Below are 18,193 nucleotides of genomic sequence, written 5' to 3' on the forward strand. Positions count from 1 at the left end.
CGGGGCGTGTCGGGCCAAGCGCGCCCGCTTACCGCTGGGACCGGACGATCCGCGACCGACTGCGGGACAGGGCGGTCAGATGGCCGGCGTCCTCGAGGACGGTCAACTCTCCGTCGGGTAACCGCTCCCGAAGGCGGCGGGCCCCTCGAAGGGGCGCGTTCGCGTCGGCGTCGCCGTGCCAGAGTCGGACCGTGTGATCGATATCCGACGGCGAGAACTCCCACTGCGTCGCCACCAGTCGCGTCTCGGTGACGAACCCGTCCCGCTGTGTCCCGACCCCCTCGAGGAAATCGCGCCGAACGCGCTCTGCCATCGCCGGCGGGATCTCGGTGCGCTCGGCCGCCGTCGTATACTGCGAGAGGACGACCGCGGGCGGCGTCCGTTCGACGAGTCGGGCCTGGACGCCGAGTAACCCGCTCAGCAGGCGGGGCGTCCGCCGCGCGAGCGATCCGAGCAGGCGCTGGACGACGGGGAGATCTGCCGCGAGCGACGGCGGCGGCGCGCCCGAGACGATATCGATCTCCGTCACGAGATCTCCCCGCGTCGCTGCGACCGCGAGTGCGTGGGGTCCGCCGCCGGAGAACGCGACGATCCCGGCCCGAGAGACGCCCTCAGCCTCGAGGACCGCAGCGACGGTCGCGCCGGTGTCGGCGACGTCGCGGTCGGGAACGGGCGACGAGCGTCCGTACCCCGGCCGGTCCGGGACGAGGAGCCGAACACCGTTTTCCCGCGCCTGGTCGTCGAACAGGGCACCGAAGCGGCGCGAGCCGGGTGTACCATGGAGGGCGACGACCGGCGTCCCGTTCGGGTCGCCGTAGTCGGCGTACGCGACCCGCCTCCCGTCGGCCTCTGTAACGATCGTCGGTGGATCTGCCCCGCGGCCGTCGTCTTCGGCCGAGGCATCCGATCGCGACTGTGTCATCGGTCGAGCGTTGTCGCCCGATCCGGGAGTGACTTCTCCCGGACCCATGCGGTCTTTTAATAACTCTCGGCGACATCGGCCGACGATGAGACGGGTTTCGTTCAGCGTGACGTTTCCGGACGGGGTCGCACACCCGCTCCATCGACGGCTCGTGGCGACGGATGGCGTGTCGCGGGTAGAACTCCTGATGTGGGGGCCGATGGGGACCGTGACGACGCTGTTGTGGTGTGACGGCGGGCCCGCCGCGACCGCCGACCTGCTGGCCGCCGTCGAGAGCGTCACCGCGACCGAGTTCGTCGAGCGCGACGACGGGACGTACGCGTTCGTCCACCAGACGACCTACGAGTTCGAGGCGGCGATCCTTACGCTCGTCGAGGACGCGCGAATCGTGTTCCTGCCGCCGGTCACGTTTCGCGACACCGGTGCGGTGGCGTTCGAGGCCGTCGGACGAGCCGACGCGCTGACCGATTTCTACGACGAGCTGACCGAACTGGGCGAGGGGACGATCGAACGCGTCCGCGAGTTCGACCGTCGGGCGGCGGCCGGGCTGACCGACCGCCAGCGGGCCGCCCTCGAGGCCGCCGTCGCCGTCGGCTACTACGACGTTCCGCGGTCGGGCTCGGTCGCGGACGTCGCCGCCGAACTGGACTGTGCCGGCAGTACGGCCGGCGAACTACTGCGGAAAGCGGAAGCGACGCTCGTGACGGACGCCATCGACACGGGGTAGCGACGTTCCGACTGCGACGCCGCTTACGACTCCTCCTCGAGCGGCCCGTATCGCTCCTCGACCGCCGTCAGGTAGCTCGCGAGAAAGCCCGCCCGGTCCCGCCGCCCGGCCTCGATCTCGACCAGCAGATCCTCGAGGTCGTCCCGCGGGTGATGACACAGCTCGCGGTGACAGGACTTACAGAGGTGTTCGAAGGTCTTGTCCGCGCGGTCCCAGCGATCCCCGTGTTTGTCGTACTCGCGGGCCTCGTCGCGCGGACACTCGGTGCCACAGGCGAGACAGGTGACGGTCTCGGTTCCCGACCGAGCGGGCCACATACGCGGTCCGACGGGGTGGACCCACTTAGCAATTGGTACGCCCCGCGGCGTCGCCCGGCGGCTCGAGGGTCCGGAACGGGTCTTTTATTTCCGGACCGCTCGTTGGGCCGGACATGCAGGTCAAATCCCGACACCACCTCCGCAGCGACGCGGTCTCGGCCCTCGAGGACACGCTCGAGGCACAGCTGGGCGTCTCCCCCGAGGGCGACGCCTACGAGCGCGTCGAGTTCGAGGACACCGACTGGGAGGTCGTCCTCATCGACGGCGAGCCGCAGGTCGCGTACTTCGACGAGGAACCGTTCCTGACGGTCCGGGGAGCCAACGCCTACGATCCCGACAAGCGACTCGTCACCGTCGACGCGGGCGCGGTCTCGTTCGTCAGCGACGGGGCCGACGTGATGCGGCCCGGAATCACCGAGGCCACCGACGACATCTCGCCGGACGATCTGGTCGTCATCGCCGAGGAGTCCCACGGCAAGGTCCTGGCCGTCGGCCGCGCCCGCGTCGACGGATCGGAGATGGCCGGCAACGAGGGGAAGGTCGTCGACTCGCTGCACCACGTCGGCGACGACCTCTACGAGTTCACCGGGTGAGTCGGTCGGGTCATGCGGCGGCGAGAGCGCGCGTTTCCCCATCGACCCAAAACTCTGCTACGAATCCGTTCAAATTCCTCGGTTAGCGGGAGATAGTGCTAGCAATACTAGGATCTAGAAGACGTATGTCCACAGGACCTATATACTGTCGTGCGGTCTCATGTCCCATGATCCGGACGACGGTCGAAACGGTCGCCCTCCGATCACCCCCGACGATCGCACCGACGACCCCGGTATCCGAAGCGGCGCGGCGACTCCGCCGTCCGGGCGTGTCCGCGCTCCCGGTTCTCGAGGACGGCTCGCTCGTTGGTATCGTCACCGGGTCGGATATCGTCGCACTGGTCGCCGAGACGGACGACCGGCCGGCCGTTCGGGAGTTCATGTCGAACCCGGTGACGACCATCGGCCCGACTGCGACGCTGTCCGCGGCCGCCGAACGGATGCGAACCGCCGGGGTCAGACAGCTTCCCGTCGTGGCCGACGGTCGGTACCGCGGGCTGCTCGCCGCGCACACGCTGGCACCGTACCTCTCGCGGCATCGACTCGAGATCGAGTGGGACGACGAGCCGCTCCGGGTCGATCGGTCGGCCGAGTCCGGTCTCACTGCGGGCGACTGAGTACCCACCGATCGCCGCTCGGCCGGCGCTCACTCGCCGCTTTCCGCGAGGTCGTCGGCCTCGTAGGCGCCCTCGTACCGGGCGAGGGTGTCCCGGTAGCCCCGGACCGCGAGGTCGTAGGTCTCCCGCAGGTCCGCGATCGGTGTCTCGGTCGCGTCGATCCGCAGGTCGTTGTACGGCGGCTCCACCGGGTGCGACTCGGTCGTCTCGACGACGACCGCCGCGCTCTGGACCGACAACTCCTCGCGTTTGTCTCCGCCCTCGCGGTCGCCGGCGGCGAGCGCGTCGATCAATCGCTTCGCGAGCGGGTCGGTGTCGACGTCCGTGGTGACGGCGTCCGGACCGGTCGAGGGGTCCGGTTCGTCGCGAACGGCGGTCGCCTCGTAAGCCTCCGCGGCCGCCTCGAGGACCGCGGGACCGGTCAACAGGTTGCCGGCGACGGTGTAGGTCTCGCCCTCGCGGTGGCCGTACCAGTCGCCACACTCCTCGCCGGAGAAGGTAAACGTCGTCTCCCGATCGACCCCGTGGAGCTGGCGCTGGGGTGCGCCCTCGTCGGCGTTGAGCAGGGACTCGAGGACGTCGTCGACCGCCAACCCGTCGTCGATGTAGGCGATCCCGCGCTCGCCGAGTTCGACGTTGACCAGACTCTGGGTCGCGACGGCACCGTGTTCGCTGACGAAGGGACAGAGCGTCCCGACACCCGGGAGTCGCGTCGTGACCGCAACGCCGAACCGGTGGTGGCGCTCCCCGGATTCGGTTTCGTACGGTTCGTGGACGCAGATGCTAAACGTCATCGTTTGAATCGCTACGGTGAAGGAATTAAAAACCCACGGACGGCCCAATCGGACCGCTCGCCGGTCCGACCGTCCACCCCACTGGCCGCCGGGACGAACCGATCGAACCGTCCGACTGTCCCGACTGAACGACCGTAATCGACCGACGACGGTCCGGCTGTGACGACCGTGTCTGACGTAAGAACTATACAGACAGCGACGGACGCACACACCTATGGGATTGATGAGCAAAATTCTCGGCGGGAACCAGTCCCGCACCGTCGAGGACTACGCCGAACTGAACCTCGAGGACGTCGACGCGGGGTCGGCCGAGGCGACGATGCAGGTACACATCGCGGAGGTCGGCAGTCAGGCCGACGCGATCGACATCAAAGACGCCGTCTACGACGGCGACATCGTCATCGCGGACATCACGCGGCTCCGGACCGAGGACAGCACGGTCGAACACGTCATCGACGAACTGCGGCAGGTGGCCCAGGAGGTCGACGGCGACATCGTCCGAAAGGGCGACGATCAGATGATCATCACCCCGACGGGCGTCCGGATCAGCCGCGAGAAGCTCGGCCAGAAGCTCTGAGGGACGGGGCTGCCGAGCCCGTGACCCAGTGTCGAACACCCCTTCGTGGTCGGTATCGTCTCGCTGCTTTTCGGCACCGTCTTTCGGTTCGGCTCGAGTTCGGACTCTCGCTGTGTTACCCGTGGCGAACCGCCGATCGACCGAACGGACGCGTCGATGTCGCGACCGGCGATTGGTCGGTCCAGCCCGGCGATCCGTCCGACAGAGGCGGACATTTCTGCCGATTCCGGCGACGGAGCCGTCCGATGGCCACTCGAGCGAGAGGGCTCCCGAGTCGCGAGATCCATTCGACGGGGCGAATAAAATCAGGACATACGAAGGGTAATAGTTCTGTCAGGAGTGGCGACGGCCCGCTGCCGTGGTTCCGGAGCGACGGTACTGTTTACCCGGACGCGTAGCTGAAAGGGGAGTCGGCTACAACCGACGGGTACACCATGAGTACGACAGTATCGAACGTTCGACAGGAACGGTCGGCGAGCGGTCGATCGGCCCGGTCCGGTCGCCGCGGCCGCACCGATCGCGACCGCGCGGGTGATCGTGCGTGAGCTTCGGCCCCGCGGTCGTCTCGCCGTCGTGGCTCGAGGCCCACCGGGAGTCGGAGTCGGTCGTCGCCGTCGACGTCCGGGAGCGGCGCGACTACGAGGAGTTGGGTCATCTCCCCGGCGCAGTCAGCGTCCCGGGCGGTCGGTTCCGCGATCCCAGCAGCGTCGCGGCCGGGAAACTGCCGACGGCCGACGACTTCGCCGACCTGCTCGGCGAGGCCGGCATCGACCCCCACGACACCCTCGTCGCCTACGGTGGCGACCCCGCGCTCGCGGCCCGCTTTCTGGTGACCGCACTGGTCTACGGTCACGAGGGGAGTCTTTACCTGTTAGACGGCGGCCTCGAGGCCTGGCGCGACGGCGACGACCGCTCGCTGACCACGGACGTCCCCGACCGCGAGCCGACCGACTACGAGGCCGCGCTGTGCGAGGACGCGCCGCTGGTCGACCGAGACGCGGTCGAGGCGGCCGTCGAGGGCGACGCCGTCCTCGTCGACACCCGGACCGCCGCCGAGTACGAGCAGTCCCGCATTCCGGGAGCCGTTCACCTCGATTGGGAAGACCTGCTCGAGGACGGCCGGCTCAAGTCCGAGGACGACCTCGAGGCCCTGCTCGCGGAGCGGGGGATCGAACCGGACGAGCGGATCCTGCTGTACTGTAACACGGCCCGGCGGCTCAGTCACACGTTCGTCGTCCTCCGACACCTGGGCTACGAGGACGTGGCCTTCTACGAGGGGAGTCTCACCGACTGGGTGCGAGCCGAGGCGCCCGAGTGGGACCCCGTCGAGCTACAGGAACAGGTCCGTCACTACGCCGACAACGGCGGCTTCGAGGCGATGGTCGACGAGCTGGGCGAGGACGTCCTCGGTCGGCTGAAGCTGATCGGGCTCTACCACCAGAAACAGCGGGGCTACTTCATGTTGCGGACACGGGCCCCCGGCGGACGCCTCACCGCCGAACAGGCCCGGACCATCGGCGAGGTCGCCGACGAGTTCGCCCGGGCCCCCGCGGAATACGGCGGCCCCGACCAGAACCCGGTCTTCGGCGACGGCTATCTCGACGCCACGACCCGGCAGGACGTCCAGATGCACTGGATCGAGATCGAGGACATCGCCGAGATCTGGGACCGTTACGACGCGGTCGGGCTCTCGACGATGCAGGCCTGTGGCAACTCGGTCCGGAACGTCGTCGGCTGTCCCGCGGCCGGGCTCGACCCCGACGAGACCGTCGACATCGAACCCGTCGTCGAGCGGGTGAGCCAGCGGTTCCTCGGGGACCACCACTACGCCAACCTCCCCCGGAAGTTCAAGGTCAGCGTCACGGGCTGTCACGAGGACTGCGCCCGGTCGGGCATCCAGGATCTCGGGCTGACGCCCGCCCGGAAGGACGGAAAAGACGGGTTCGTCGCGCGGGTCGGCGGCGGCCTCTCGGACGGTCCCCGCGTCGCCAGCGACATCGACCTCTTCGTCGAACCCGACCAGGTCGACGACCTCGTGGCCGCGATGGCCGACCTCTTCATGGACCACGGCAGCTACCTCGACACCGCGGTCAACCGGCTGCGCTTTCTCGTCGCCGAGTTCGGCCCCGAGCGGTTCCGCGAGGAACTCGAGTCCTACGCCGACTTCGAGTTCGTCGAGCCCGACGAGACCCTCACGATGGACTACCGCGGGGACCACGTCGGCGTCCACGAGGGGGCGGACGGCCGCTCCTACGTCGGGCTGAACGTCCCGACGGGCCGGATGGGCGGCGACGAGTTCGCGGAGTTGGCAGAACTGGCGGACGAACTGGGCGACAGCGAGGTCCGCCTGACGCCCAACCAGAACGTCCTCGTTCCGCACCTGGCCGACGACGACCTCGAGGCATTGCTCGAGGACCCCCTGCTCGAGCGATACAGCCCCGATCCCGGCCCCTTCACCCGGGGAATCGTCACCTGCACGGGCCGGGAGTTCTGTAACTACGGGATCATCGAGACGAAAAACAGGGCGATCAGGTGGGCCCGCGAACTGGACGACTGGGCCGAGCAGGTCGGAATCGCCGACGATCACGAGGCGATCCGGATCCACATGTCGGGCTGTTCGGCCTCCTGTGCCCAGCCCCAGCTGGGCGATTTCGGGCTGCGCGGCGAGGTCTACCGCGACGATTACGAGTCCGGGCGGGCGGCCGACCTCGGACTGGGCGGCGACCTCGGGAACGACGAGTTCATCGACTGGCTCGTCGGGAAGATCCCCATCGACGACGTGCCCGACGTCGTCAAGGCCACAATGTGTGCCTACGATGCCGACAGCGAGCCCGGGGAGTCCTTCACCGAGTGGACCGACCGGACCTCGAACGCGGAACTGCGCGAAATCGTCACCGAACGGCCGGCGCGTGACTCGCCCGCCATCGGGACGGAGGTGAGCTAGATGTCGGGTACCGATCCCGCCGGGACCGACAGGCCCCGTCCCGGCGTTCCGCAGGCGGGGGTCAAGGGCATCGGCGAGGATCCGCGCGAGCAGGACCGTGACGTCGCCGAGGCCCCCGGCAAGATCTGGTTCCGCGACTTAGACGAGGCCGTCATCGAGGCCGACCGCTGCATCCAGTGTGCCTCCTGCGTCGCCGCCTGTCCCTCCGACTCCATCGGCATCGACGTGGACGAGGGCAGACCGACGCTGGTCAAGATGTGTACCGGCTGCTCGCGCTGCTGGGACTTCTGTCCCCGCAGCGGCCTGCGCTACGAGCGCCACCTCGAGCTGACCCATGAAGAACGCGGCCTCGCGGAGCCGGGTACCTACGCCGCGCGGGCGACCGACGAGGCCGCCGGAGCGGGTCAGGATGGCGGCGTCGTGACGGCGCTGCTCGCCGAACTCATCGAAGCGGGCGAGATCGACGGCGCGGTCGTCGCCCGCGAACAGGAAGACGAACCGCTGCGCGGCGAGGCCGTGCTGGCGACCTCCCGCGAGGAACTGCTCGCGGCGGGCGGTAGTATCTACAACCAGACGATGGGACTGGGACAACTCGACGAACTGCTCGCCGACGCCGATCTGGGGAGCGAGGCGCACGGCGCCTCGGACAGTCGAGCGGGGAGTGAAACGACCCGCGAGACCGATGATCCCGACCTCGCACTGGTCGGCACTCCCTGTATGATCCAGGGAGCGACCGCGCTCGATCGCTACGACCACGAGCCCGCCGACCCGATCGCGCTGACCGTCGCGCTGATGTGTACCCGCAGCTTCGAACACAGCCGGTTGGTGTCGCGACTCGAGACCTTCGACGTCGACCCCGCCGCCGTCGATACCCTCGACATCAGCGACGGGCAACTCCGTGCGACCGATACGGCCGGCGAGACGCTGCTCGAGACCGACGTCGACGCGTTCGACGCGGCCGGGCTGCGCGGCTGCGACGAGTGTGCGGACTTCGTCGGTGGCGCGGCCGACATCAGCGTCGGCAACGTCGGCAGCCAGGACGGCGAGACGACCGTCGTCGTCCGGACCGAAACCGGCGAGTCGGCCTGGGAGACGGCGGCCCCCGCCCTCGAGACGGCCGCGATCGATCGGCCGGGGACGCTCGAGAAACTGGCCGACTGGAACCGCCGTCGCGCCGAGTCGATCCTCCCGCGGGAGTACGACCCCGAGGCCGGGATCGGCATTACCTACGAACACCACCGCGAGAGCTACGACGGAACCGACCGTGAGCCCGAACCGCTGAACCCGGCTCGTGTCCACCAGTACGAGGAGTGGTGTTGACCGGCTGACGGCCGGCCGCGGGCTCGAGCGACGCGTTGGGGCCGCTCGAAGTGTTTTCATCCGGCGGGAATTCTCGGCCGGGTTATCCCCCGCCGTCCCGTATGGGGTAGTATGACGGGCTTTCGTGCAACGGTCGTCGTCAACGAACCGGCGGACTGTCCGGTCGCTACTGTCTCGGCGGCGGCCAACGAGCAGATCGACTCGATCGCTCGCTCCTCACGGGCCACCGCCGACGGGACCGTCGTCGAGGAGTTCGGCGTCGCCGCCGACGCCTCGATCGACGAGAGCGGGGACGCCGGCGTCGAGCTGACGCCGGTCCAGTCGAACGAACGGGAGGCCATCTACCGGTTCGAGCGCGACGCCGCCGCTGACTGCGTCTGCGAGGTCGTCGAGGGAACCGGGACCCCGGTCTCCTCGGTCCGGGCCCAGGATGGCTCCCTGCTGTTGTCCTTTCGGACCCTCGAACTGGCCGAGATCGCCGACATCGTCGATCGCCTGCGGGAGCTGTTCGACGGCGTCCTCGTCGAGGAACTGACACAGGACCACGAGGAAATCTCGGCGGATCCGGTCGTCGTCGACCGCGAGATACTCACGGACAGACAACAGGAGATCGTCGAGACAGCCCACGAGATGGGCTATTTCGACTACCCGAAGGGTGCGAACGCGACCGATGTCGCCGAGGAGTTGGGCGTCGCCCGATCGACCTTCACCGAGCATCTGGCGGCGGCCCAGACGAAGCTGATGGACGCGATCCTCGAGGAAGAAACGTAGCTGCTGGCATCGTTTTCGGACCGAATCCCGTTTTCCTTATTCAGCGATGATGACCGGTCGGTCGGCGTCGATGATGACCCGCTGACTGACGCTGCCGAAGATCGCTTTGCCGACCGGCGACCGTTTCCGAACGCCCAGCAGGATCGCATCGGCGTCGATCTCCGCCGCGACCTGTCCGATACCGTCGGCCGGGTCGCCGACCATTTCCATCCGCTCGACATCGATGCCGTCGTCCGCGAGCCGTTCCTCGATCAGCGGGACGGTGTCGGGAACGTCACGGATCTCGGGCAGCGACTCGTTGAGATCGTCGATGAACGTCGTTCCACCTTCGTCGGCGATCGTGTCGATCTCCTCGAGGACGTGCAGGACCGTCACCGACAGGTCGTCGGGATCGGCCGGGAGCGAGCGTAGCGTCTCGAGCTGTGCGGTTGCGCGCTGTTCGTCGGTGTCGACCGGGACGAGAACGTGGTACATACCCGATCGTGAGGGCCATGCCGTCAAAGGTGTACTGGCGGTTCCCACCGCGTGACGGCGACGCCCCGCCGTCCGGCAGGCGACACGGTCGGTTCCCTCCGAGAACCGGCAGTCCCGGCGCCTGCCAGTAACCCTTTGGCAGGCGGCGTCCTCCCGGACCACATGGACGTCATTCACACGGCGCTGTGGGTCTCGGATCTCGAACGCACCCGGGCGTTCTACGTTGACGCCCTCGGACTCGAGGAGAACTGGTCGTTCACCACCGACGATGGGGTCGAGAACGTCTACATCGGCGGCGAGAACGCGGAGTTCCAGTTCAAGTACGATCCCGAGGGCAGCCCGGAGATCGATTCCGGGACGATGGCCCACGTCGCGGTCGGCGTCGACAGCGTCGACGAGGTCTTCGATCGACTCGTCGAACGGGTCGATCCCCCGATCCACGAGGAACCGATGACGATGGACGACATCGGCGTCCGCGTTGCCTTCCTCGAGGACCCGGACGGTTACGTGGTCGAACTGGTCGAAGAACTCGATTCCTAGTCCGACTCGCCGGCCGCAGCGGGGTTCGTCACGGTCGGCTCCGTCCGAACGACCTGGACGAGGAATCCGGCCGCGATCGTGACGACGGCGGCCAAAAACAGCCACGACGTGCGGTAGCCCACCGTGTCGGCCAGATAGCCGAACGCGGGCGGGGCGACGAGTGCGCCGCTCGTCAACGCGAGTTGGCCGCCGGCGGTCGCACCGCCCATCTCGTCGGCGCGGACGAGCGTCGCCATGACGGAGTAGTAGACGCCGGTGTAGCCGAGGACGAAAAAACCGAGAACCGAGAAGGCGACTGCGGCGCCGCGTTCGCTCGTCGTCGACGCGACGACGACGAACATGACGGCACTGCCGATCGATTGGGCGATCAGCAGCGAGCCGATCCTGACCCGTGGCTCCCCGGGGAGGGCGTCGCTCAGCCACCCGGTCAGCACGCGACCCACGCTGCCGAACAACTGGACGAGTGCGAGGACGATCCCGCCGAACGCGACGGACGCGCCGACGGACTCCTCGACGTAGAGAACGGTGTAGCCCGTCGTCGTGAACAGGGCCGCTCCGAGAAAGAGCCCAGCAACGATCAACGAGCGGTACGCCCGATTCGAGAGCAGTTTGCGGAAGTCCGGATAGCCGGGCTCGTCCCCCTCGCCGTCGCTCGCATAAAGCCGATAGAAGGCGACGGCGACGAGCAGTCCAACGGCGGCGGCGACGAGAAAGCCAGCCTGCCAGAACAGCGCGCCCGCGAGTCCGGTGACCAGCAGGGCGCTGATGCCGCTGCCACTGGTGACGCCGACCTGTTTGATCCCCATCGCAAGGTTCCGTCGACCGGAATCGATGTTGTCGAAGACGGCCTTGTTCGTCCCCGGGATCGCGGTGCCATACAGCGACCCGAGAACGAACACCGCCGCGAGCAACAGTGCGTAGGTGGGCGCACCCGCGACCAGCAGCGTCCCCGTCGCGAGTCCGAGCAGGCCAAGCGTCAGCGTCGTCCGCTCACCGAACCGGTCGGTCAGGGCACCGAGGGGCAACAGGAAGACGGCGTAGCCGAGGGTGAGTGCCGTGACGACGACCCCGACCGAAAACCGGGAGAGTCCGAAGGCGGTCCGGAAGAACGGCGTCGCCGCGAAGATCGTATAGTAACAGATGCTCGCCGAGATCTGCCACGTCGTGACCAACAGGACGGTCCGCCAGTCCGATCGCTCCATCCGCGGTACCCTTTGCAGAGGGGTTCGAAAAACGTGGCGGCGACGGTGTCCCCTGCTGAATCGATTGCGTGTATCGCCGACCCCGACGGGGCCGGCGGTGACTCGATCCGGGCGCTCGAGCGAACCCCACGAAAGACAATTATAGTAATCGGTGGGGCATTCGACTGACTGTCTGTTCGTTCGATGTCGAAAACGCCACCCGGACGTGTTCGTGATACCGGCAAAATGCGGACATCCGACGTGTCGAGTGCCGGCACCGACTAAACGATAATACTTTTCCATTGGCGTCCGAAATCCCTGAGTATGTCTGACGACCTCAAGAAAGGGCTCGAGGGCGTGTTGGTTGCCGAATCGGAGCTCAGCTCGATCGACGGTGATGCGGGCCGGTTGATCTATCGCGGCTACACCATCGAGGATCTGGCTCGCGGCGCGAGCTACGAGGAGGTCCTCTATCTGCTCTGGAACGGTCATCTCCCGACCGAGGACGAACTCGAGCCGTTTATCGAGGCCCTGCTCGAGGAACGCGAGGTCGACGACGACGTCCTCGACACGATGGAGCGGCTGGCCGCGGCCGGCGAGCGGCCGATGGCCGCGCTGCGGACCGCCGTCTCGATGTTTTCGGCCTACGAACCCGAGGACGACGCCGATCCCGAGGATCTCGACGCGACGCTCCGGAAGGGTCGTCGCATCACGGCCAAGATCCCGACCGCGCTGGCGGCGTTCGAACGCTACCGCCAGGGCGAGGAACCGGTCGACCCCGATCCGGACCTGGGGCTCGCCGCGAACTTCCTCTACATGCTGACCGGCGAGGAGCCGGACGACATCGCCGCCGAAACCTTCGATCAGGCGCTGATCCTCCACGCCGATCACGGGCTCAACGCCTCGACGTTTACCTCGATGGTCATCGGCTCGACGATGGCCGACATCTACAGCGCCGTCACTGGCGGCATCAGCGCCCTCTCGGGGCCGCTTCACGGCGGCGCGAACCAGGACGTCATGGAGGTCCTCATCGAGATCGACGAGAGCGACCTCGACCACCGCGAGTGGGTCGAGCAGGCGACCGCCGAAGGCCGGCGCATTCCCGGCTTCGGCCACCGCGTCTACAACGTCAAGGACCCCCGTGCGAAGATCCTCCAGGAACGCAGCAAGGAACTCGCCGAGACCGGTGAGGACAAGTGGTACAACTACACCACGACGATCGAGCAGTTCCTCACCGAGGAGAAGGGCCTCGTCGAGAAGGGGATCGCCCCGAACGTCGACTTCTACTCCGGCTCGGTCTACTACCAGCTCGGCATCCCGATCGACATGTACACCCCCATCTTCGCGATGAGCCGCGTCGGCGGCTGGATCGCCCACGTCCTCGAGTACCAGGCGGAAAACCGTCTCATCCGACCGCGCGCCCGCTATACCGGCCCGCAGGATCAGGCGTTCGTCCCGCTCGAGGAACGGTAACGGCCGCGAGTCGTTTCGGTTCGGGTTCGATCGCGCGCGAACGTTTTCGTCGGATTCAGTACCGATCGCTCAGTTCTCGGACCAGCACGGAGACCCCGATCAGCGAGGTCAGCAGGACGGTGAGGTTGAACGCGGCGTGGACGAGCGGCTGGTACTTGGGATCGACCCAAAGGTCGATGGCGTCGGTCACGCTGCCGTAGAACCGGACGAGCGCGACGACCGCGACCACCGAACAGACGGCGAGCCCGCCCCAGACGAGGTATCGCCGGATCGCCGCCGAACGCGGATCGAGCCCGTCGTCCGACTCGGCGGTCGGCGGCGAATCGTCCGTCTCATCGTGATACTGGTCGTCCGGCGGTGCCTCGAGCGTCGTTTCGGCGTCGGTCGGTGTCTCGGTCATTGGAACCTCCGTGCGAGGGCGATCGTCGCGAGGACGGTGACCGCGGTGACGGCGATCCCGAAGCCGGGCGTGCCGTCGCCGCTTCCGTCTTCGCCGTCCTCGCCGTCGTCGTCGTCCGCGCCGTACCCGTCACTGCCGTCGTCAGCGCCGGTCGGACCGCCCGCGAAGTCGCTCACCTCGAGCCCGCTGTCCGTCGCCGTCTCGTTGACCGACAGCGATCCCGGGCCGAGGTTGGCGACCGAGCGGTCCGTGCCGACGATCGTGCCGTCCCGCCACAGCACCGCGTCGAGGTAGTAGTCGTATTCGGCCGGGACGGTGAGTTCGGCGGTCGGCGACGCGGTCTTTCCTGGCTCGATCGTCGACAGGTCGACGGTCGCCGCGTCGGCGACGACGTTCGACCCCGACTGCCGGGCGACGACCTCGAGTTCGAGATCGGATTCGGGGTCGTCGCCGGTGTTGGTGAGGTAGCTATTGACGGCGAGCGTCGCCCGCTCGTCGGTGGTCGACTCGATCGAATAGCCGATCGCGGGTACGTCCGCGAGGCTTCCGCCCGACCCGCCGCCGAACCGGTGGAACTCGACGTCGGTGTCGGCGTAGGCCGGAGTCAGCGAGCCGACGCCCTCGACGGTGTGGCTCGTCGACTCGGTCCGGTTGCCGTCCCGGTAGACCAGCGTCTCGATCTCGTAGCCGCTCTCCCGGGGGACGGCGACCGAACTCGAGACGACGTGTTCGGACTCCTCCTCGAGCCGGCCGACCTCGCGTTCGGTTGTCGCCTCGACGAGGCCGCTCTCCGTATCGATCGCTCGGTGGACGACCGTGACGTTTTCGACTGGACCGCCGCGGTGGTCGAGATACGTATCGACCGCCAGCGTCGCCGTGCCGCCGGTGACGCTGTCGGCGCTGATCGTCAGCTCCGTCAGCGAGACATGGCCGGCGGGTTCGACGTCGCTGGCCGTCTCGGACGCGGCGGGATCGGACACCGCGCCGGCGAGAGCGAGCGTCGTGAGCGCCCCGAGGACGACCACGAGCGTCGCGACGGCGAGGAGGGACTCGCGGTTCATGCCCGAACGGTCCGATCAGTTGTATAAGTGCTTTGTGTAATTTAGGGTGAACGTCCCGCGAGACGATCGTCCCGGTCCCAGGCGGTACGTGCAAGTCCTTCGAGGCCGAATCGCGGCCCGTGACGGTCTTCGTCTACGGGACGCTGACCGACCCCGAACGGGTGGCATCCGTCCTCGAGACGACGCCCGCGGCGGCAGCCCGGCTGTTCGTCGGCCACGCGACGCTCGAGGGGCTTCAGCGGGTCGACGGCCGGTATCCGACGCTCGTTCCCGGCGGCAGCGTCGACGGTCGGTTGCTCGCGGTCGGCGACGCGGCCCTCGCGTCCCTCGACCGCTACGAGGGCGTCGAGAGCGGGCTCTACGTCCGGGTCGCAGTCCCGTCCGTTGACGCCGACGGTGATCGGCGGGACGGCTCGAGTATCGCGTCGGATCGGGTGACTGCCGCCGACGCGACGACCGAGCGGTCGTGGGTGTACGTCGGCGACCCGGCACGACTCGCGGTCGATGCAACTTGGCCGGGTGACGGCCCGTTCGGCGACCGCGTTCGCCGGCTCGTTTCGCGGGCCGATGTCGTCGTTCGGAACCGCGAATGACACCCGTCGTCCTTCCGTCTGACGCGGTGATTAACCCGCCGCCTTCGTGTGGTTTCACTTTCACTGCGGGTGCATGAGATTTATATGGTCACGGTCCCCTTCTCCAGTCGCACGTCACACGCCGTGCATTCCCTGTATTCCCTGTCGTGTTGCCCGACTGGCAACACATCCTGTTGGGGGTGGGCGGGCCCCACGGGCTCCCCGTTCCCTGACAGAAATCCTTACACTCCACGTCCCGTAGTCAGGGGTATGCTCGAACTCTCGGATGTTCTCGAGGCACGCGAGCGGGTCCGGGAAACCTCCCGGCACACGCCGCTCGAACACTCACACACATATTCGTCGATGACCGGAGCCGACGTCCGGCTGAAACTGGAGAACTTCCAGCGGACCGGCTCGTTCAAGATCCGCGGGGCGACCAACCGGATCGCGACCCTCACCGAGTCCCAGAAGGACGCGGGCGTCGTCACCGCCAGTGCGGGCAATCACGCGCAGGGCGTCGCACTGGCGGCCACCAGGTCCGGCGTCGACTCGAAGATCGTCATGCCCGAACACGCGCCGATTTCGAAGGTCAAAGCGACCAAAAGCTACGGCGCGGAGGTCGTCCTCGCGGGCCAGGACTACAACGAGGCCGCCGAACGCGCCCACGAGATCGAACGCGAGGAAAGCCGCACCTACGTCCACGCCTTCGACGACGAGGACGTCATGGCCGGCCAGGGCACCATCGGCCTCGAGATCATCGACGACTGTCCCGACGTCGAAACCGTCGTCGTTCCGATCGGCGGCGGCGGGCTCATCAGCGGGATCGCGACCGCGATCAAGGAGCAACAGCCCGAGGCCCGCGTGATCGGTGTCCAGGCCGATGGGGCCTCCAGCGCCGCGAAATCCCTCGAGAAGGGCGAGCGGGTCTCGCTCGACGGCGTCGATACCATCGCCGATGGGATCGCGACCCGTAGCGTCGGCGAGCAGACCTTCCCCCACATTCAGGAGTACGTCGACGAGGTCGTCACCGTCTCCGACCCCGAGATCGCCGTCGCCCTGGTCTACCTGCTCGAGCGCTCGAAGACGGTGGTCGAGGGCGCGGGCGCGGTGGCGCTCGCCGCGGTGTTGTTCGAGAAGTTCGACTACGCCGAGGACGAGGTCATCGTCCCCGCGCTCTGTGGGGGCAACATCGACCTCAATACCCTGACCAACGTCATCGTCCGCGGCCTCGTCGAGACCGGCCGCTACCTGAAGATCCGGACCGTGCTGAAAGACCGCCCCGGCGCGCTCGAGGACCTCCTCGACGTCTTCACCGCCCACCGGGCGAACATCTATGCGATCCACCACGACCGGACCTCCCGCGAGGTCGAGATGAGCGACACGGAAGTCGAGATCGAACTCGAGATGCGCGGTCCCGACCACGTCGACGCGTTCCTGTCGGCGCTGCGGGACGCGGGCTACGAAGTCGACGTGCTGGCCTGACGGCCAGCTCCATCGCGGTCGGTGCGGGTCCGACATGTCCCGCTCGACGACAGCGCCGTTGACCGCAAACGATCGAAAACAGTTCATAGACGACGCGTATCACCACTATCTCGTCGCCGGAGCCGTGTATCGGCCGATTGTTAATGATCTATCGACGGGATTTTGCCAGCATGCAGCGTCGAACGCTCCTCGGCAGTATCGCAGCCGCAGCGATCGGATCGACGGTATCGGCGTCGGCGACGGGATCCGGAACGGGTGACCGGCCCGCCCGCTCGGAACCGAATCGGCAGTCCGACATCCTTCCGACGGGGACCGAGCGGATCGCGGAGACGTTCTTCGATCAACTCGAGCGGGAACTCCATCACGGCGCACAGCTCGCCGTCTACCACGAGGACGAACTCGTGGTCAATCTCGCGGGCGGTACGACCGGTCCCGACGGCGGTACGGAACGGACCGATACCCGTCACGTCCTCTTCTCGACGACGAAGCCGTACACGGCGGGGTGTATCCACCACTTGGTCGACGAGGGGATCCTCGACTACGACGACCACGTCGTCGATCACTGGCCGGCGTTCGCGAAGGGCGACAAGCGGAAGAAGAACGTGACGATCCGGCACGTCCTCTCGCACCAGTCGGGCCTGCACGCGATTCCGGCGATCGACGACAACCCCGAGGTCTGGGGGGATCCCGCCGAGAAAGAGCGACTCGTCGAGGAGGCCGAACTCCTGTATCCGCCGGGGACCCGCACCGACTACCACCTGCTGAGTTACGGCTGGATCATCGACGGGCTCACCCGAAACGTCGTCGGCAGGCAGATCGACGAGATCGCCGCGGACGCCATCTTCGAGCCGCTCGGGATGGGCGACACGAGCATCGGGCTCGAAGGGGATCACGGCCCGGTCGCGACCCTCGTCGGGTTCGAGCCGTACAGCCAGATCACCGAGCCCGAGTCGCCCGGCTACAACGCCTACGTCGCCGACCTGTTCAACCGCCCCGCCGTCCAGCACAGCGTCGTCGGGGCCGCCACCGGCATCGGCACGGCCCGCGATCTGGCGCGGTTCTACAACTGCCTACTGAATGGCGGCGAGGACGTCTTCGGCGAGCGCGTCACGAACGCGTTCACCTCGGTGGAGGTCGAACAGGCGGAGGACGGCGAATACACCCGTCGCGGCCTCGGCGTTCGCTTCGGCGGCCAGCCCGGCGACGACTTCGGCGTCACTGCGTCCCACTCCGTCTACGGACACGGCGGGCTCGGCAGCATCATGACGTGGGCCGACCCCGACAACGACATCGCGTTCGCGTACGTCACGAACGGGATCCGGGACGGCTACGAACACAGCCAGCGCGTCTCCCGGCTCGGCGACACGGTCCGGCACGAACTCGCGTAGCGGCGGTCGCCGGCTTCACGTCTTTTAACTCGCCCCGCCG

The 18,193-nt window shown here is 67.6% G+C and carries 19 protein-coding genes; 12 read left to right on the forward strand and 7 right to left on the reverse strand.

Features of this window, described 5'->3' with window-relative positions:
• Positions 1-28: 28 nt before the first annotated feature.
• Positions 29-922 (reverse strand): alpha/beta fold hydrolase, encoded by an 894-nt coding sequence (locus tag ACERIM_RS06660; protein WP_373631805.1) that lies wholly within the window; start codon positions 920-922, stop codon positions 29-31.
• Positions 923-1,007: 85 nt separating this feature from the next.
• Here ACERIM_RS06660 and ACERIM_RS06665 point away from each other — a divergent pair, with 85 nt between their 5' ends.
• Positions 1,008-1,649 (forward strand): helix-turn-helix domain-containing protein, encoded by a 642-nt coding sequence (locus tag ACERIM_RS06665; RefSeq protein WP_373631806.1) that lies wholly within the window; start codon positions 1,008-1,010, stop codon positions 1,647-1,649.
• A gap of 23 nt (positions 1,650-1,672) precedes the next feature.
• Here ACERIM_RS06665 and ACERIM_RS06670 read toward each other — a convergent pair whose 3' ends face one another.
• Positions 1,673-1,966, reverse strand: coding sequence for a hypothetical protein (locus tag ACERIM_RS06670; protein WP_006181481.1), 294 nt, complete (start codon positions 1,964-1,966; stop codon positions 1,673-1,675).
• Between the two features lie 113 nt (positions 1,967-2,079).
• Here ACERIM_RS06670 and ACERIM_RS06675 point away from each other — a divergent pair, with 113 nt between their 5' ends.
• On the forward strand, positions 2,080-2,559 hold the full coding sequence (locus ACERIM_RS06675; RefSeq protein WP_006651131.1) for an RNA-binding protein: 480 nt from the start codon (positions 2,080-2,082) through the stop codon (positions 2,557-2,559).
• 167 nt (positions 2,560-2,726) lie between these two features.
• A complete protein-coding gene (locus ACERIM_RS06680; RefSeq protein WP_373631807.1) occupies positions 2,727-3,176 on the forward strand; it encodes a cyclic nucleotide-binding/CBS domain-containing protein in 450 nt (149 codons plus the stop codon).
• 29 nt (positions 3,177-3,205) lie between these two features.
• On the opposite strand, the gene ACERIM_RS06685 is transcribed toward ACERIM_RS06680, so the two are convergent.
• Positions 3,206-3,970: a DUF1028 domain-containing protein gene (locus ACERIM_RS06685; protein ID WP_373631808.1), complete on the reverse strand. Its 765-nt coding sequence runs from the start codon at positions 3,968-3,970 to the stop codon at positions 3,206-3,208.
• A 214-nt stretch (positions 3,971-4,184) separates the two neighbouring features.
• Here ACERIM_RS06685 and sepF point away from each other — a divergent pair, with 214 nt between their 5' ends.
• From sepF to ACERIM_RS06705, 4 genes are all read left to right on the forward strand, one after another.
• Positions 4,185-4,547 (forward strand): cell division protein SepF, encoded by a 363-nt coding sequence (gene sepF / locus ACERIM_RS06690; RefSeq protein WP_006651134.1) that lies wholly within the window; start codon positions 4,185-4,187, stop codon positions 4,545-4,547.
• 541 nt (positions 4,548-5,088) lie between these two features.
• Positions 5,089-7,491: a rhodanese-like domain-containing protein gene (locus ACERIM_RS06695; RefSeq protein WP_373631809.1), complete on the forward strand. Its 2,403-nt coding sequence runs from the start codon at positions 5,089-5,091 to the stop codon at positions 7,489-7,491.
• A complete protein-coding gene (locus ACERIM_RS06700; RefSeq protein ID WP_373631810.1) occupies positions 7,492-8,811 on the forward strand; it encodes a Coenzyme F420 hydrogenase/dehydrogenase, beta subunit C-terminal domain in 1,320 nt (439 codons plus the stop codon).
• Positions 8,812-8,922: 111 nt separating this feature from the next.
• Positions 8,923-9,582 carry a helix-turn-helix domain-containing protein gene (locus ACERIM_RS06705; protein WP_006651138.1) on the forward strand — a complete coding sequence of 220 codons (660 nt, stop codon included), beginning with the start codon at positions 8,923-8,925 and terminating at the stop codon, positions 9,580-9,582.
• A gap of 36 nt (positions 9,583-9,618) precedes the next feature.
• Here the strand turns inward: ACERIM_RS06705 and ACERIM_RS06710 are convergent, their stop codons facing one another.
• On the reverse strand, positions 9,619-10,056 hold the full coding sequence (locus ACERIM_RS06710) for a universal stress protein (protein WP_006651139.1): 438 nt from the start codon (positions 10,054-10,056) through the stop codon (positions 9,619-9,621).
• Positions 10,057-10,218: 162 nt separating this feature from the next.
• On the opposite strand from ACERIM_RS06710, the gene ACERIM_RS06715 reads away from it, so the two are divergent.
• Positions 10,219-10,596, forward strand: coding sequence for a VOC family protein (locus ACERIM_RS06715; RefSeq protein ID WP_373631811.1), 378 nt, complete (start codon positions 10,219-10,221; stop codon positions 10,594-10,596).
• Here the strand turns inward: ACERIM_RS06715 and ACERIM_RS06720 are convergent.
• Positions 10,593-11,798 (reverse strand): MFS transporter, encoded by a 1,206-nt coding sequence (locus ACERIM_RS06720; protein WP_373631812.1) that lies wholly within the window; start codon positions 11,796-11,798, stop codon positions 10,593-10,595. The genes ACERIM_RS06715 and ACERIM_RS06720 overlap by 4 nt on opposite strands.
• Before the next feature lie 303 nt (positions 11,799-12,101).
• Between ACERIM_RS06720 and citZ the strand changes: the two genes are divergently transcribed.
• Positions 12,102-13,250 carry a citrate synthase gene (citZ, locus tag ACERIM_RS06725; protein WP_006651142.1) on the forward strand — a complete coding sequence of 383 codons (1,149 nt, stop codon included), beginning with the start codon at positions 12,102-12,104 and terminating at the stop codon, positions 13,248-13,250.
• Between the two features lie 55 nt (positions 13,251-13,305).
• Here the strand turns inward: citZ and ACERIM_RS06730 are convergent, their stop codons facing one another.
• Complete coding sequence (locus ACERIM_RS06730; protein WP_006651143.1) at positions 13,306-13,650, reverse strand: hypothetical protein; 345 nt, start codon at positions 13,648-13,650, stop codon at positions 13,306-13,308.
• Positions 13,647-14,711, reverse strand: coding sequence for a hypothetical protein (locus ACERIM_RS06735; RefSeq protein ID WP_373631813.1), 1,065 nt, complete (start codon positions 14,709-14,711; stop codon positions 13,647-13,649). Before ACERIM_RS06735 ends, ACERIM_RS06730 begins: the two co-directional genes overlap by 4 nt.
• Positions 14,712-14,830: 119 nt before the next feature.
• Between ACERIM_RS06735 and ACERIM_RS06740 the strand changes: the two genes are divergently transcribed.
• The 3 genes from ACERIM_RS06740 to ACERIM_RS06750 all read left to right on the forward strand — a co-directional run bounded on the left by ACERIM_RS06740 (position 14,831) and on the right by ACERIM_RS06750 (position 18,153).
• Positions 14,831-15,304 (forward strand): gamma-glutamylcyclotransferase, encoded by a 474-nt coding sequence (locus tag ACERIM_RS06740; protein ID WP_049965977.1) that lies wholly within the window; start codon positions 14,831-14,833, stop codon positions 15,302-15,304.
• A 249-nt stretch (positions 15,305-15,553) separates the two neighbouring features.
• The gene (gene ilvA, locus ACERIM_RS06745; protein WP_373631814.1) at positions 15,554-16,765 is read left to right on the forward strand and encodes a threonine ammonia-lyase; all 1,212 of its coding nucleotides are present in this window, start codon (positions 15,554-15,556) and stop codon (positions 16,763-16,765) included.
• 170 nt (positions 16,766-16,935) lie between these two features.
• A complete protein-coding gene (locus tag ACERIM_RS06750; RefSeq protein ID WP_373631815.1) occupies positions 16,936-18,153 on the forward strand; it encodes a serine hydrolase domain-containing protein in 1,218 nt (405 codons plus the stop codon).
• Positions 18,154-18,193 lie beyond the last annotated feature (40 nt).

The sequence above is a fragment of the Natrinema sp. H-ect1 genome (assembly GCF_041821105.1).
Taxonomy (GTDB): domain Archaea; phylum Halobacteriota; class Halobacteria; order Halobacteriales; family Natrialbaceae; genus Natrinema; species Natrinema thermotolerans.

What these genes read in the sequence shown, in the direction of transcription:
- ACERIM_RS06660 (WP_373631805.1), bottom strand. Translation starts at nt 922, where the DNA reads ATGACACAGTCGCGATCGGATGCCTCGGCCGAAGACGACGGCCGCGGG.
- ACERIM_RS06665 (WP_373631806.1), top strand. Translation starts at nt 1,008, where the DNA reads ATGAGACGGGTTTCGTTCAGCGTGACGTTTCCGGACGGGGTCGCACAC.
- ACERIM_RS06670 (WP_006181481.1), bottom strand. Translation starts at nt 1,966, where the DNA reads ATGTGGCCCGCTCGGTCGGGAACCGAGACCGTCACCTGTCTCGCCTGT.
- ACERIM_RS06675 (WP_006651131.1), top strand. Translation starts at nt 2,080, where the DNA reads ATGCAGGTCAAATCCCGACACCACCTCCGCAGCGACGCGGTCTCGGCC.
- ACERIM_RS06680 (WP_373631807.1), top strand. Translation starts at nt 2,727, where the DNA reads ATGATCCGGACGACGGTCGAAACGGTCGCCCTCCGATCACCCCCGACG.
- ACERIM_RS06685 (WP_373631808.1), bottom strand. Translation starts at nt 3,970, where the DNA reads ATGACGTTTAGCATCTGCGTCCACGAACCGTACGAAACCGAATCCGGG.
- sepF (WP_006651134.1), top strand. Translation starts at nt 4,185, where the DNA reads ATGGGATTGATGAGCAAAATTCTCGGCGGGAACCAGTCCCGCACCGTC.
- ACERIM_RS06700 (WP_373631810.1), top strand. Translation starts at nt 7,492, where the DNA reads ATGTCGGGTACCGATCCCGCCGGGACCGACAGGCCCCGTCCCGGCGTT.
- ACERIM_RS06705 (WP_006651138.1), top strand. Translation starts at nt 8,923, where the DNA reads ATGACGGGCTTTCGTGCAACGGTCGTCGTCAACGAACCGGCGGACTGT.
- ACERIM_RS06710 (WP_006651139.1), bottom strand. Translation starts at nt 10,056, where the DNA reads ATGTACCACGTTCTCGTCCCGGTCGACACCGACGAACAGCGCGCAACC.
- ACERIM_RS06715 (WP_373631811.1), top strand. Translation starts at nt 10,219, where the DNA reads ATGGACGTCATTCACACGGCGCTGTGGGTCTCGGATCTCGAACGCACC.
- ACERIM_RS06720 (WP_373631812.1), bottom strand. Translation starts at nt 11,798, where the DNA reads ATGGAGCGATCGGACTGGCGGACCGTCCTGTTGGTCACGACGTGGCAG.
- citZ (WP_006651142.1), top strand. Translation starts at nt 12,102, where the DNA reads ATGTCTGACGACCTCAAGAAAGGGCTCGAGGGCGTGTTGGTTGCCGAA.
- ACERIM_RS06730 (WP_006651143.1), bottom strand. Translation starts at nt 13,650, where the DNA reads ATGACCGAGACACCGACCGACGCCGAAACGACGCTCGAGGCACCGCCG.
- ACERIM_RS06735 (WP_373631813.1), bottom strand. Translation starts at nt 14,711, where the DNA reads ATGAACCGCGAGTCCCTCCTCGCCGTCGCGACGCTCGTGGTCGTCCTC.
- ilvA (WP_373631814.1), top strand. Translation starts at nt 15,554, where the DNA reads ATGCTCGAACTCTCGGATGTTCTCGAGGCACGCGAGCGGGTCCGGGAA.
- ACERIM_RS06750 (WP_373631815.1), top strand. Translation starts at nt 16,936, where the DNA reads ATGCAGCGTCGAACGCTCCTCGGCAGTATCGCAGCCGCAGCGATCGGA.